Source organism: Puniceibacterium sp. IMCC21224, from assembly GCF_001038505.1.
Lineage (GTDB): Bacteria > Pseudomonadota > Alphaproteobacteria > Rhodobacterales > Rhodobacteraceae > Puniceibacterium.
On the sequence record NZ_LDPY01000001.1, the window covers coordinates 3,043,690 to 3,057,054 of the forward strand.

Genomic DNA, 13,365 nt, shown 5'->3' on the forward strand with positions numbered 1-13,365 from the left:
CAGAAACGTCTTTTCCTTTGATTGAATGAATGTGTCGAGCGATGAAGGTTGCAGGGAACGCAATGGCGCGTCTCCTACCGAATTTCCCCAGATGGGTCTCTGAGCAACGCCGCTCGACTTCCGCGATGATACGCGGACAGTCAGCGGCGTTTTTTTGTGTTTTTTGCCCAGTTTCGGGCGCCAAAAAGGACGGACGAATGAAGAACCTCTATGCTGCCATCGCCTCGACCACAATGCTGGTAAGCCCGGCCATGGCCCAGATGCTGGACTTGGAAAAAGACGAGCTGACGTTCGGCTTTATCAAGCTGACGGACATGGCGCCGCTCGCCGTGGCGTACGAACAGGGCTTTTTCCTCGATGAGGGGCTATTTGTGACGCTTGAGGCACAGGCCAACTGGAAGGTGCTGCTGGATGGCGTGATCGACGGCACATTGGACGGCGCGCACATGCTGGCGGGTCAGCCGCTGGCCGCCACCATCGGGTACGGGACCGAGGCGCATATCATCACCCCCTTTTCGATGGACCTGAACGGCAACGGCATCACTGTGTCGAACGAGGTCTGGGAGATGATGAAACCCAACATCCCGACAATGGACGATGGTCGCCCGCAGCACCCGATTTCCGCCGCGGCCCTGGTGCCGGTGATTGACCAGTTCCGGTCCGAGGGCAAGCCGTTCAACATGGGCATGGTGTTCCCGGTATCGACCCACAATTACGAATTGCGCTACTGGCTGGCCGCGGGCGGGATCAATCCCGGCCTCTATTCCCCCGAAAACGTCACCGGCCAGATCGGTGGCGATGTTTACCTGTCCGTCACACCACCGCCGCAGATGCCATCGACGATGGAAGCGGGCACAATCAACGGCTATTGCGTTGGTGAGCCGTGGAACCAGCAGGCGGTGTTCAAGGGCATCGGCGTGCCGGTGATCACCGACTATGAGTTGTGGAAGAACAACCCTGAAAAGGTGTTCGGCATCAACGCGAGTTTTGCGCAGGATTATCCCAATACCACACTGGCCGTGACCAAGGCGCTGATCCGCGCCGCGATGTGGCTGGACGAAAACGACAACGCCAACCGCGAAGAGGCGGTCGAGATCCTGTCGCGCTCAGAATATGTCGGTGCGGATGCCGAGGTGATCGCCAATTCGATGACCGGAACGTTTGAATATGAAAAGGGCGATGTGCGCGACGTCCCGGATTTCAACGTGTTCTTCCGCTACAACGCGACCTACCCGTTCTATTCTGACGCGGTCTGGTATCTGACGCAGATGCGCCGCTGGGGCCAGATCGCCGAGGCGCAGACCGACGCCTGGTACGATGAGACCGCGCGCAGCGTCTATCGCCCCGACATCTACCTTGAGGCCGCGCGCCTGCTGGTGGACGAAGATCTGGCCGCCGAGGCGGATTTCCCTTGGGACAGCGATGGCTACAAGGCACCGACCCCTGCGTCCGATATCATCGACGGTATCGCCTATGACGGCAAAACCCCCAACGCCTATCTGGAGAGCCTGCCGATCGGCCTGAAGGGTGCCCAGATCGTCGTCGGTGACGAGGTCCAGGGCTGATGCGCAACGCCCCGGCACCTTCGTTTGAATGGTGCCGGGGCAGTGTCTGTCCCGATCCAGCTAATTTCCATTCGCAAGACCGAACCGCATCACTCTCCGAGGACACCCTGTCATGACAACCATCGACCCTGACTTCGCAGACCGGGAAGCCCGCCGCGCCCGGCTATTCACCCGCATCAACAAGGCAGATCCTTGGTTTCAGGTGCTGGGACTGAGCTGGATGACTCCGGTTCTAAAGGCCGCCGCCGGTGACAATCCCCGCGCACAGGCCAAGGATATCTGGCGTCTGCTGGGTGTGCCGATGTTGGCCATCGCAATATTCCTGGTCGCCTGGGCCACGCTCGCACCGACCGTGCAGACATCGCTGGGCGCGATTCCCGGCCCCGGTGCGGTCTGGACCGAAGCGGTAAAGCTGCACGAGGACGCACAGGCCAAGGGGGTCCGGGAGGCAAAGTTCTATGCGCAGATCGACAAGCGCAACGAAAAGATGATCGCCGCCGGTCGGCCCGAGGATGTAAAGGATATCGCCTATACCGGCGCGCCCAGCTACTACGACCAGATCTGGACTTCGATCAAGACCGTGTTCTTTGGCTTTCTGATCGCCAGCGCCATTGCCATTCCGCTAGGCATCATGGCTGGCCTGTCGGCCACTGCGAACGCCGCGCTGAACCCGCTGATCCAGATCTTCAAGCCCGTCAGTCCGCTGGCCTGGCTACCGATTGTGACAATGATCGTCTCGGCGGCTTATGCCACCAATGACGGCATGTTCTCGAAATCCTTCCTCGTGTCCGCCATCACCGTCACGCTCTGCTCGCTCTGGCCGACGCTGATCAACACGTCACTTGGCGTGGCAAGCATCGACAAGGATCTGGTGAACGTCTCCAAGGTGCTGAAAATGAACACCTGGACCAAGATCACCAAGCTGGTGCTGCCCTCGGCGCTGCCACTGATCTTTACCGGGCTGCGCCTGTCCCTTGGTGTGGGCTGGATGGTGCTGATTGCCGCCGAAATGCTGGCGCAGAACCCCGGCCTTGGCAAATTTGTCTGGGATGAATTCCAGAACGGATCGTCGCAATCACTGGCCAAGATCATGGTCGCCGTCTTCACCATCGGGATCATCGGCTTTGCGCTGGACCGGGTGATGTTCGCGCTGCAATCCGCCTTTACCTTTTCGGCAAACAGGTGAGCGACATGGATATTCTCAGCTTTCAGAACGTCTCCAAGGGCTATGGCGAAGGGTTGAACCGCGCCGAAGTGCTTCGCAACATCAACCTCAACGTCCGCGACGGCGAATTCCTTGCCATCCTTGGCTTCTCGGGGTCAGGCAAATCCACCATCATGAACCTGATGGCGGGTCTCGACACCCCGGACAAGGGGTCTGTCATGTTCAAGGGTGCGCCGGTGACCGAACCGGGGCCGGAACGCGGCCTGGTGTTTCAGAACTACAGTCTGATGCCATGGCTCACCGTGCGCGGCAACGTGATGCTGGCGGTGGATTCGGTGTTCCCGCAGATGCCCAAGGCCGAAAAGCTGGCCAAGGCAGATCACTACATCGCCATGGTTGGCCTCAGCCATGCGGCACTGCGTCGCCCGTCCGAACTCTCTGGCGGCATGCGGCAGCGGGTGTCGGTGGCGCGTGCGCTGGCAATGTCGCCTGAAATGCTGCTGCTGGACGAGCCGCTGTCGGCGCTGGACGCCCTGTCCCGGGCCAATCTGGCGGACGAGATTCTGGACATCTGGGAAACCGACAAAAAGACTGTTGTGCTGATCACCAACGACGTAGACGAGGCCATCATCATGGCCGACCGGATCATCCCGCTGAACCCCGACGGAACGCTGGGCGACGCGTTTGAGGTCAGCATTCCCCGCCCACGCGACCGGATGGAGATGAACCACGACGACACCTTCAAGGCGCTGCGGGCGCAGGTGACCAAATACCTGATGGACGTGGGCATCGAGGCCAAGATCGAGGAAACCCGCACCCTGCCCAACGTCACTCCGATCCATGGCGTACCCGCAGCGGTGGCTGCGGCACAGGAAGGCATGATCGAAGAGCGGTTCCTGGACTTCAGCCAGTTGCACAAGATCTACCCGACGCCCAAAGGGCCGCTCACCGTGGTTGAAGACTTTGATCTCAAGGTCAACCGCGGCGAATTCATCTCTTTGATCGGCCATTCCGGCTGCGGGAAATCCACAGTTCTGACTATGGCGGCAGGACTCAATTCTATCTCCAAGGGTGGTATTCGTCTGGACGGACGGCATGTCGAAGGCGCTGACCCCGAACGCGCCGTGGTGTTCCAGTCACCCAACCTGTTCCCTTGGCTGACCGCGCGCGAAAACGTCGCGATTGGCGTCGACAAGGTGTATCCGCGCGCCTCACAGGGCGAACGGCAGGACGTCGTCGAATATTACCTCGAACGCGTCGGTCTGGGCGACAGCATGAACAAGATGGCGTCGTCGATGTCGAACGGCATGCGCCAGCGCGTCGGCATCGCCCGCGCTTTTGCCCTGTCACCGAAACTGCTGCTGCTGGATGAACCGTTTGGCATGCTCGACAGCCTGACCCGGTGGGAGTTGCAAGAGGTGCTGATGGAGGTGTGGTCACGCACCAAGGTCACCGCGATCTGCGTCACCCATGACGTCGACGAAGCGATCCTGCTGGCCGACCGCGTGGTGATGATGACCAACGGCCCGCAGGCCACCATCGGCAAGATCGTCAATGTCGATCTGCCCCGCCCCCGCACCCGCAAGGCGCTGCTGGAGCATCCCGACTACTACCTCTACCGCGAGCAGGTTCTGAGCTTTCTCGAAGAATATGAACATGGCGCCAAAGGCAAATCCGCCCCCGCGCCCGCCGATGAGGACAAAAAATCCACCGATCAGCAGGAGGCTGCATAATGGATACGGTCATGGACGCGCCGACGCGCACCTTTATCGAAGTCGCCGAAATCTGGGTGCCCGAAGGCGATCGTCTGGTTCTGGGCAGCGGCAGTTACGGCGGGTTAACAGACTTCGCCGCCGTTTCGGGTAACGAAAGCTTTGCCAAAGGCGAGGGCCTTCCCGGCAAGGCCTGGGACGAGGCGCGCCCCGTCGTGCTCAAGGGTTTCGCGGGGTCGTATTTCAAACGCACAGACGCCGCCAAGGCTGCGGGATTGACCACCGCCGTTGCGGTGCCGGTGTTTGCCGGTGACACGCTAAAGGCGGTTCTGGTGGTGCTCTGTGCCGACGATTCATACCGTACCGGCGCGATCGAGGTCTGGGCCGAAAAGGATGGGCTGCTGCTGCTGGATGACGGCTATTACGGTGCGGCCAAGCATTTCGAATGGGTATCGCAGCACACGCAATTCCCGCGCGGTCAGGGTCTGCCCGGCGGTGTCTGGTCGGCCAACACACCGATGCTGATGCGTGATCTGGGCTCTGGTTACCGCTTTGTCCGGGCAGAAAGCGCCGGCAAGGCAGGTCTGACGACCGGTCTGGGTCTGCCGGTGCCGGTGCCGGGCGGCAAGACCTATGTCCTGACGCTGTTGTCGGCACTTGGCACCCCTATCGCCCGCCGGTTCGAAATCTGGGATGCGCGCGACGCCAAGGTCGGAAAAGCCAACGAGGCCGTGCTGATTGATGGCCTTTGTGCCCGCGAGGGTCCGCTGTGGAGCGACGAAAAGGAACGCCGCATCGGCGCGTGGCAGGGACTGATCGGCAAAGTACTGGGCACCGGTCTGCCGATTTTGGAAAGCGGCGCAGGCGTGCCGGCTGGCTACCAGTCCATGGTCGCCTTCCCGGTCTATCGCGGGACCGAACTGGCCCACATCGTCGCCTGGTATTGCTGAGAGGATACAGGACATGAAGAAACTCATCGTCATTGGCGCAGGCATGGCCACGGGGCGCGCACTCGAGCACCTCTTTGAGGCTGATCCAGACGCCTACGAGGTCACGCTGTTCAACGCCGAACCGCGCGGCAACTACAATCGCATCATGTTGACCCCGGTGCTGTCGGGAGAAAAGACCTACGAGGAAATCGTCACCCACGACGCCGCCTGGTACGAAAGCCACGGCGTCACCTGCCGCTTTGGCGAAAAGATTGCCGCCGTGGACCGTGACCGCAAAGTTGTCGTGACCGAGGGCGGCGAAGAGCTGGCGTATGACAAGCTGCTGTTCGGCACCGGATCCAATCCCTTTATCATTCCGATGCCGGGGCATGATCTGGACGGCGTGATTGCCTACCGTGATCTGGACGACACCAACCGGATGATCGACGCCGGTGGCGCCCCCGGTTCCAAGGCGGTGGTGATCGGCGGCGGTCTGCTGGGGCTTGAGGCGGCTGCCGGCCTGCGGATGCGCGGCATGGATGTCACCGTGGTGCATATCATGGGCCACCTGATGGATCGCCAACTGGACGAAGCGGCTGGGTATCTGCTGCGCAAAGCACTGGTGGACCGGGGTATCAATATTTGCTGCTCGGCCAATTCAAAACAGATATTGGGCGAAGACGGCCATGTCCGCGCCCTGGAATTGGCGGATGGTACCGAACTTCCCTGTAGCCTGCTGGTGATGGCGGTGGGCATCCGCCCGTCGGTCGCGCTGGGCCAGGCATCCGGGCTTGCTGTCGGCAAGGGCATCCATGTCGACGACCAGATGGTCACCTCGGACCCGGACGTTCTGGCGGTGGGCGAATGCGTCGAACACAACGGCGCGATCTTTGGCCTTGTTGCCCCGCTCTATGATCAGGCCAAGGTCGTCGCGGCGACGTTGTTGGACCAAGAGGCGGTGTTCACCCCCAAGGAGGTATCGACCAAGCTCAAGGTCACGGGCTGCGATCTGTTCAGCGCCGGTGACTTTGCCGAGGGCGAGGGCCGCGAGGATATTGTTTTCCGCGACCCGGCGCGTGGTGTCTACAAACGGCTGGTGCTGGAAAATGACCGCGTGATTGGCGCGGTGATGTATGGCGACACTGCCGATGGTGGCTGGTTCCACGGGCTGATCAAGGACGGATCGGATGTGTCCGACATGCGCGACACGCTGATCTTTGGCCCCTCGTTTCAAGGGGGTGCCCAAATGGACCCTTTGCAGGCCGTTGCAGCCTTACCGCCTGAGGCGGAAATCTGTGGCTGCAACGGCGTATGCAAAGGTCAGATCGTAACCGCCATCGCGGGCGGCGCCCAAGATCTAGGGGCGGTCCGCGCCCAGACCAAGGCGTCCGGCTCTTGCGGCACCTGCACTGGATTGGTGGAACAGGTTCTTGCCGTGACTTTGGGCGACGATTTTGTCATCCCCGCAGCGCAACCGATCTGTGGCTGCACCGATTTCACGCACGAGGATGTGCGCCTGCTGATCAAGACCAAGGAACTGAAATCCCAGCCCGCCGTCTGGCAAGAACTGGGCTGGAAGTCGCCCGACGGCTGCCATGTCTGCCGCCCGGCGCTGAACTTTTACCTGCTGGCGGACTGGCCGCTTGAGTACAAGGACGATCTGCAAAGCCGGTTCATCAACGAACGCAAGCACGCCAACATCCAAAAAGACGGCACGTTCAGCGTCATGCCACGCATGTGGGGCGGCATCACCAACCCGCAAGAGTTGCGCGCCATCGCAGACGCAGCGGACAAATACAACGTCCCGACCGTCAAAGTCACCGGCGGTCAGCGCATCGACCTGCTGGGCGTGAAGTCCGAGGACCTTCCTGCCATCTGGGCCGATCTGAACAAGGCCGGGATGGTGTCCGGCCACGCCTATTCCAAAGGGCTGCGCACGGTCAAAACCTGCGTCGGCACCGATCACTGCCGGTTCGGGACGCAGGACAGCACCGGTCTGGGGATCAAGCTGGAAAAGGCGCTCTGGGGGTCGTGGACCCCGCACAAGGTCAAACTGGGTGTATCCGGCTGCCCACGCAACTGCGCCGAGGCAACCTGCAAGGACGTCGGCGTGATCTGTGTCGATAGCGGCTACGAGGTCAGCGTCGGCGGCGCGGCGGGCATGGACCTCAAGGAAACTCAGCCGCTGGCCAAGGCTGTCACCGAACAAGAGGCGATCGACATGACCATCGCCTTTGTCCAGCTCTACCGCGAGAACGCCAAATACCTTGACCGGCCCTACAAATGGATCGCCAAGGTCGGTCTGGACTGGGTGCGCGACCGGGTGGTTGCGGATCTTGAGGGGCGGCAAGGCCTGATCGACCGCTTTGCCATCAGCCAGAGCGTCTACCAGAAAGACCCGTGGGCCGAACACATCGCTGAACGCGCCGAAGTTTATCACCCCCTCGCAAATCTAACACTGGAGGCTGCAGAATGACTCAATGGATTGATATCGGCCCGATCACGGCCATCCCGGTACGCGGTGCCCGCGTGATCAAAACCGCGCAGGGCTGCGTTGCGGTGTTCCGCACAACCAAGGACGAAATCTTTGCCGTCGACGACCGCTGCCCGCACAAGGGCGGCCCGCTGTCCGAGGGCATCGTGCACGGCGCATCCGTCACCTGCCCGCTGCACAACTGGGTTTTTGACCTCGCCACCGGCATGGCCAAAGGCGCGGATCAGGGGCAGATCGGCACCTATCCGCTGCGGGTTGAAGGTGGGCGCATGCTGCTCGATGTCACCTATCTGGCGAAAAAGGACGCGGCATGATCCGCACAACCTGCCCCTATTGCGGCGTCGGCTGCGGCGTTCTGGCGACGCCGGACGGCAAGGGCGGGTTAAACATTAAGGGCGACCCCGAGCATCCCGCCAACAAGGGCAGGCTATGTTCCAAGGGCGCCGCCCTGGGCGAAACGCTGGGTTTGGGTGACCGACTTTTGGCACCGCAGGTGAACGGGCAGGACAGCGACTGGGACTCAGCACTGGATCTGGTGGCAGGGCGGTTTCGCGACACCATCCGCGATCATGGTCCGGATTCGGTGGCCTTTTACGTTTCGGGGCAATTGCTGACCGAAGACTACTATGTCGCCAACAAGCTGATGAAAGGGTTCATCGGTTCGGCCAATATCGACACGAATTCGCGGCTTTGTATGGCCTCGTCCGTAGCGGGGCACCGGCGCGCCTTTGGCACCGACACAGTGCCCGGAGTCTATGAGGATCTCGAAGAGGCGGATCTGATCGTTCTGGTGGGGTCCAACCTCGCCTGGTGCCATCCGGTGCTGTATCAGCGGATCGTGGCGGCCCGTGCCGCGCGCCCCGAGATGAAGATCATCAACATCGACCCGCGCCGCACCGCCAGCTCCGATCTGGCCGAACTGCATCTGGCGCTGAAGCCGGGTAGCGACGTCGCCCTGTTCAACCATCTTCTGGCGCAGATCGAGGCGCGCGGCGCGCTGGATTCCGGCTATGTCGCGCAACACGTCAACGGCTTTCCCGAGGCGGTTCGCGCGGCCCGAATGACGAATGTCGCCGAAACTGGCCTGAACGCCGAAGAGATCGAGGCGTTTGTCCGCCTTTGGATTCGCACCGACAAGGTGGTGACGATCTTCAGCCAGGGGGTGAACCAATCCTCCAGCGGCACCGACAAGGTCAACGCCATCGTCAACTGCCATCTGGCAACCGGTCGCATCGGCCATGCCGGCATGGGCCCGTTCAGCGTCACCGGACAACCAAATGCCATGGGTGGGCGCGAGGTTGGCGGGTTGGCCAATATGCTGGCCTGTCATCTGGATCTTGAGGATGCAACACACCGGCAGGCGGTCAAGACATTCTGGAACGCACCGACCATGGCCGATGCTCAGGGGTTCAAGGCTGTCGATATGTTCGAGGCCGTCGCCGATGGCCGGATCAAGGCGATTTGGATCATCTGCACCAACCCCGCCGTATCAATGCCCGACGCAGATGCCGTGCGCGACGCGATCCGGGGCTGCGATTTTGTCGTGGTCTCTGATGTAACGGCGCAAACCGACACCGCGCGGCTGGCGCATGTACTGCTGCCCGCAACCGGCTGGGGCGAAAAGGACGGCACCGTCACCAATTCCGAGCGCGTCATCAGCCGCCAGCGCCTCGCCCTTCCCGCCCCCGGACAGGCCCGCGCCGACTGGGACATTCTGGCCGATGTGGGTCGGCGGATGGGCTGGCGCGCGGCGTTCGATTATGAAAGCCCAGCCGAGATATTTACCGAATATGCGGCGCTTTCAGGCGTTGCCGCCCGCTTTGGCAAAGATTTCGACATCTCGGGGCTAAGCGATATCAGCCCGGCGGGGTATGAGGCCATGACCCCGGTGCGCTGGCCCGTCACGGCACAGAACGGCACCCTGCACAGCGGCGGGCGGTTCTTTGGAGCAGGTGGCTTTTTTACCGCCGATGGCCGCGCGCGGATGCTGGCGCTGACACCACGCGCGCCCGCATCTGTGACCACATCCGAATATCCCTTTGTGCTGAACACCGGACGCATACGCGACCAGTGGCACACCATGACCCGCACCGGAAAATCACCGCGTCTGGGTCGTCATCTGGCCGAACCCTTTGCCGAAATTCATCCCGACGATGCCACTGCTCTGGACCTGAAGCCTGCTGATCTGGTGGTACTGAAGAACGCCCACGGTCGCGCGCTGGTGCGCGCACTTGTGACCGACCGGGTGCAGCGCGGGCAAATTTTTGTGCCGATGCACTGGACCGGGATTAATGCAGCAGCGGCGCGGGTTGATACGCTTGTGCCGAATGCTGTCGATCCCGTGTCGGGCCAGCCCGAGAGCAAGGCCGCCGTCACCAGTGTGACCCGGTTCCCCGCGCGCTGGTTCGGCTTTGCCGTCAGCGTCGACCGCCCACAGCCCGACGCGGCCTATTGGGCCATCACCCCGGCCGAAGCAGGCTGGCGCATTGATCTGGCCGGCGACACCGACGTCGCCGATTGGGAGGAGTACGCCCGCCGCCTGCTGGGCTGTAACGAGGCCGAGGCAGTGACGCTGAATGATCCGGCACGCGGCACGGCGCGGGTTGCCTTTCTGTCCGGGGGCCGTCTGCGCGGGGCGCTGTTTGTCGCACCGGGACCAGTCGCCGTCGCGCGCCAACATCTGGCCGAGCTCTTGGGGAGCGAAGCGAAATCGGTGCTGTCCGGGCGTCCCGGTGCGGACCTCCCGGATCCGGGGCCAACACTGTGCGCCTGCCTGAATGTCGGGATCAACACCATCGTCACCGGGATCGAAACCCAAGGCCTGATGACGGTCGAGGCGATTGGTGCGGCACTGGGTGCAGGCACCAGCTGCGGCTCTTGCCGCCCCGAGATTGCGGCGCTGCTGGCGCGGGTCCAGATGCGCGAGGCGGCAGAATGAGTCTGGCCCCCTACGTCAGAAACGTGGCGCGCGGACCTGGCCGTGGCCGCACGCTGAGCCTTGATGAGGCGCAGGCTGCGATGACCCTAATCCTGAGCGGCAAGGCTGAACCCGAGGCCGTTGGCGCCCTGTTGATGGTACTGCGCTATCGCGGTGAAACCGCCGAGGAACTGGCGGGCTTTGCACAGGCCGTGCGCCCGTCACTGCCCCATTGGACCGGACTGCGGCCTGCACTGGACTGGCCCGCCTATGCGGCGGGGCGGACGCGCGGCCTGCCGTGGTTTGTGCTGTCGGCGCTACTGGTGGCGCAGGCCGGCGTGCCGGTACTGATGCATGGCTGGAATGCCTTTCAGTCGCCGGTGGCGGATGTGCGCGCCGCGCTCGACCTTCTGGGCCTACCGCAGGCGCAATCGGTGGCCGAGGCGGGGGATCATCTGGCCAAGAGTAATTTTGCGTATGCGCCGCTGGAAATCCTGTCTCCTGAGGCGCACCGCGTTCTGCGTCTGCGTGAAATTCTGGGCCTGAGGTCCATCATGAACACGGTCGTACGGATGATGAACCCGGGCGGTGCCGGCGCCGTCGTTCAGGGTGTGTTTCACCCCGGCTACCGCCCCTTGCAACAGGATGCTGCGGCGCTGATGGGCCTGCGCGATCTGTCGGTGATCAAGGGCGGTGGCGGCGAATTCGAACGCCATCCCGGCAAGGATATCACGATCTTTGGCCTGCGCGACGGTGTGGCCTTTACCCGCCACACGCCCGCCCTGACACCCGAGCACCGCCGGCTGGCCGAAACCCAGAACGCCCCTGCCGACCTGCGCGCGCTGTGGCGCGGCGATCTGGAAGATGCCTTTGCGCACGAAATCGTTCTGGGGACGGCTGCGATCGCCCTCGAAACCTGTGGGCGCGCGGCCGAGGGGGCCGGGCTGGCGCTGGCACAGGACCTGTGGTCAGCGCGGCGCATCGCGCTGGCGGCGTAGATTTACGGCATAAGGAGCACGACAGATGAAAAGTTTTCCGATGTTCATCCGCTGCGAAGGTCGGCGGATCGTCATTGCCGGTGGTGGCGAACAGGCGGCGCAAAAGGCGCGACTGATGCTCAAGACCGAAGGGCGGATCGTCCTGCTCGCGCCCTCGCTTGACCCCGAGTTGGCCGCGCTTGTTGCTGCCGACAAGGCCGATCACGACAGTGGCCCGGTGACGGCCGCAAGTTTCGCGGATGCCGCGATGTGTTTCATCGGCACCGGCTGCCCCGGGCTCGACGCGGCGCTGCATGCACTGGCCAAGTCGGCGGGCGCGTTGGTCAATGTCGTCGACCAGCCGGACCTGTGTGACATCACCACGCCATCGCTGGTGGACCGCGATCCCGTGGTCGTCGCCATCGGCACCGAAGGCACCGCCCCGGTTCTGGCGCGCCAGATCAAGACCGATATCGAGGCGATGCTGCCGCCGACGCTAGGCGGGTTTGCAGCACTCGCCGGTCGGCTGCGCAGTGCTGTTGCGGCCAAGGTGCCAAAGGCCGATCGTCGCGCCTTTTGGCGCTGGGTCTTTGCCGAAACGCCTCGCGCCACCTGGGTCCGCGGGGCCGAGCGTGAGGCGGCGAGCCTGCTCAAACATGCCATCGCAGCAGGTGGTGCGCCACGTGACACCGCCACAGTCGGTAGCATTGCACTGGTTGGCGCAGGCCCCGGCGCGCGCGATCTTCTGACCCTGCGCGCGGTGCAGCGCCTGCAAGAGGCGGATGTGATCTTTTACGACCGGCTGGTCGATCCCGACGTGCTGGAACTGGCGCGACGCGATGCGGAACGGGTGTTCGTGGGCAAGGTCGTGGGTGCTTCGGCCTGGCCGCAGGAACGAATCGACGCGGTGATCGTGGCGGCTGCCAAGGCTGGCAAACGGGTCGTGCGGTTGAAATCCGGCGATCCGATGATCTATGGCCGTGCCACAGAAGAGATGGCCGCGGCCGACGCCAACGGCATTGAGATCGAAGTTGTACCGGGGATCACCGCCGCATCCGCCGCCGCAGCCGCGCTGCACCGATCCCTGACCGAACGCGGGCAGACCGACACCCTGGTCTTTGCCACCGGCGCCTGCCGCGCGGGTGATCCGCAGCCCGACTGGGGCCGTCACGCCCGCGAGGGCACGACGCTGGCCTATTATATGGCCGTTGGTGCCGCGTCCGAGGTGCAGGCCAGTATCCTTGCCTCTGGGGTCGGTCCGCAGGCCGAGGTTCACATCGCCGCCAGCGTCAGCACCCCGCGTCAGCAACTGGTCAGTTGCACGCTTGGGACGTTGCCCGCCACATTGACAGCCCACGCGATCCGCGGACAGGCGGTGTTGCTGGTACGTGTGCCCAAAGCCCTGGCTGCGCCGGTCCATGTGATGCCCCGCGCGCTGCGCGTCGCGGTCTGATACCCGCGACAATTGCGAGGTCCGCCAGCAGCACCCCCTGCCAGAAGCCGAGGATCACACCTCGGGGCATAAGAGCGACAATCACGATTCACATCTGTCCGCATACTGGGCGATCTGGGCTGTGGTACCCGCTGTTCTGGCGAAGCTGGGAAC

9 protein-coding genes are annotated in these 13,365 nt (G+C 63.0%); all 9 read left to right on the forward strand.

The features are described 5' to 3' along the window. Positions 1 to 197 precede the first annotated feature (197 nt). Positions 198 to 1,565, forward strand: coding sequence for a CmpA/NrtA family ABC transporter substrate-binding protein (locus tag IMCC21224_RS14045; protein ID WP_047995885.1), 1,368 nt, complete (start codon positions 198 to 200; stop codon positions 1,563 to 1,565). A gap of 112 nt (positions 1,566 to 1,677) precedes the next feature. Beyond that, on the forward strand, positions 1,678 to 2,751 hold the full coding sequence (locus tag IMCC21224_RS14050) for an ABC transporter permease (RefSeq protein WP_047995886.1): 1,074 nt from the start codon (positions 1,678 to 1,680) through the stop codon (positions 2,749 to 2,751). A gap of 5 nt (positions 2,752 to 2,756) precedes the next feature. Then, the gene (locus IMCC21224_RS14055; protein ID WP_047995887.1) at positions 2,757 to 4,463 is read left to right on the forward strand and encodes an ABC transporter ATP-binding protein; all 1,707 of its coding nucleotides are present in this window, start codon (positions 2,757 to 2,759) and stop codon (positions 4,461 to 4,463) included. Further along, on the forward strand, positions 4,463 to 5,392 hold the full coding sequence (locus tag IMCC21224_RS14060; RefSeq protein WP_047995888.1) for a GAF domain-containing protein: 930 nt from the start codon (positions 4,463 to 4,465) through the stop codon (positions 5,390 to 5,392). The genes IMCC21224_RS14055 and IMCC21224_RS14060 overlap by 1 nt, the downstream gene beginning before the upstream one ends. A gap of 13 nt (positions 5,393 to 5,405) precedes the next feature. After that, the gene (gene nirB / locus IMCC21224_RS14065) at positions 5,406 to 7,847 is read left to right on the forward strand and encodes a nitrite reductase large subunit NirB (RefSeq protein WP_047995889.1); all 2,442 of its coding nucleotides are present in this window, start codon (positions 5,406 to 5,408) and stop codon (positions 7,845 to 7,847) included. Continuing rightward, positions 7,844 to 8,179 carry a nitrite reductase small subunit NirD gene (nirD, locus tag IMCC21224_RS14070; protein WP_047995890.1) on the forward strand — a complete coding sequence of 112 codons (336 nt, stop codon included), beginning with the start codon at positions 7,844 to 7,846 and terminating at the stop codon, positions 8,177 to 8,179. The genes nirB and nirD overlap by 4 nt, the downstream gene beginning before the upstream one ends. Then, positions 8,176 to 10,803, forward strand: a complete 2,628-nt coding sequence (locus IMCC21224_RS14075) for a nitrate reductase (RefSeq protein WP_047995891.1) — start codon at positions 8,176 to 8,178, stop codon at positions 10,801 to 10,803. The genes nirD and IMCC21224_RS14075 overlap by 4 nt, the downstream gene beginning before the upstream one ends. Further along, positions 10,800 to 11,780, forward strand: coding sequence for a glycosyl transferase family protein (locus tag IMCC21224_RS14080; RefSeq protein ID WP_047995892.1), 981 nt, complete (start codon positions 10,800 to 10,802; stop codon positions 11,778 to 11,780). Before IMCC21224_RS14075 ends, IMCC21224_RS14080 begins: the two co-directional genes overlap by 4 nt. A gap of 25 nt (positions 11,781 to 11,805) precedes the next feature. Continuing rightward, complete coding sequence (cysG, locus tag IMCC21224_RS14085) at positions 11,806 to 13,212, forward strand: siroheme synthase CysG (protein ID WP_047995893.1); 1,407 nt, start codon at positions 11,806 to 11,808, stop codon at positions 13,210 to 13,212. Positions 13,213 to 13,365 lie beyond the last annotated feature (153 nt).

Excerpts from the sequence above, each read along its gene's own strand:
- IMCC21224_RS14045 (WP_047995885.1), top strand. The coding sequence starts at position 198 with ATGAAGAACCTCTATGCTGCCATCGCCTCGACCACAATGCTGGTAAGC.
- IMCC21224_RS14050 (WP_047995886.1), top strand. The coding sequence starts at position 1,678 with ATGACAACCATCGACCCTGACTTCGCAGACCGGGAAGCCCGCCGCGCC.
- IMCC21224_RS14055 (WP_047995887.1), top strand. The coding sequence starts at position 2,757 with ATGGATATTCTCAGCTTTCAGAACGTCTCCAAGGGCTATGGCGAAGGG.
- IMCC21224_RS14060 (WP_047995888.1), top strand. The coding sequence starts at position 4,463 with ATGGATACGGTCATGGACGCGCCGACGCGCACCTTTATCGAAGTCGCC.
- nirB (WP_047995889.1), top strand. The coding sequence starts at position 5,406 with ATGAAGAAACTCATCGTCATTGGCGCAGGCATGGCCACGGGGCGCGCA.
- nirD (WP_047995890.1), top strand. The coding sequence starts at position 7,844 with ATGACTCAATGGATTGATATCGGCCCGATCACGGCCATCCCGGTACGC.
- IMCC21224_RS14075 (WP_047995891.1), top strand. The coding sequence starts at position 8,176 with ATGATCCGCACAACCTGCCCCTATTGCGGCGTCGGCTGCGGCGTTCTG.
- IMCC21224_RS14080 (WP_047995892.1), top strand. The coding sequence starts at position 10,800 with ATGAGTCTGGCCCCCTACGTCAGAAACGTGGCGCGCGGACCTGGCCGT.
- cysG (WP_047995893.1), top strand. The coding sequence starts at position 11,806 with ATGAAAAGTTTTCCGATGTTCATCCGCTGCGAAGGTCGGCGGATCGTC.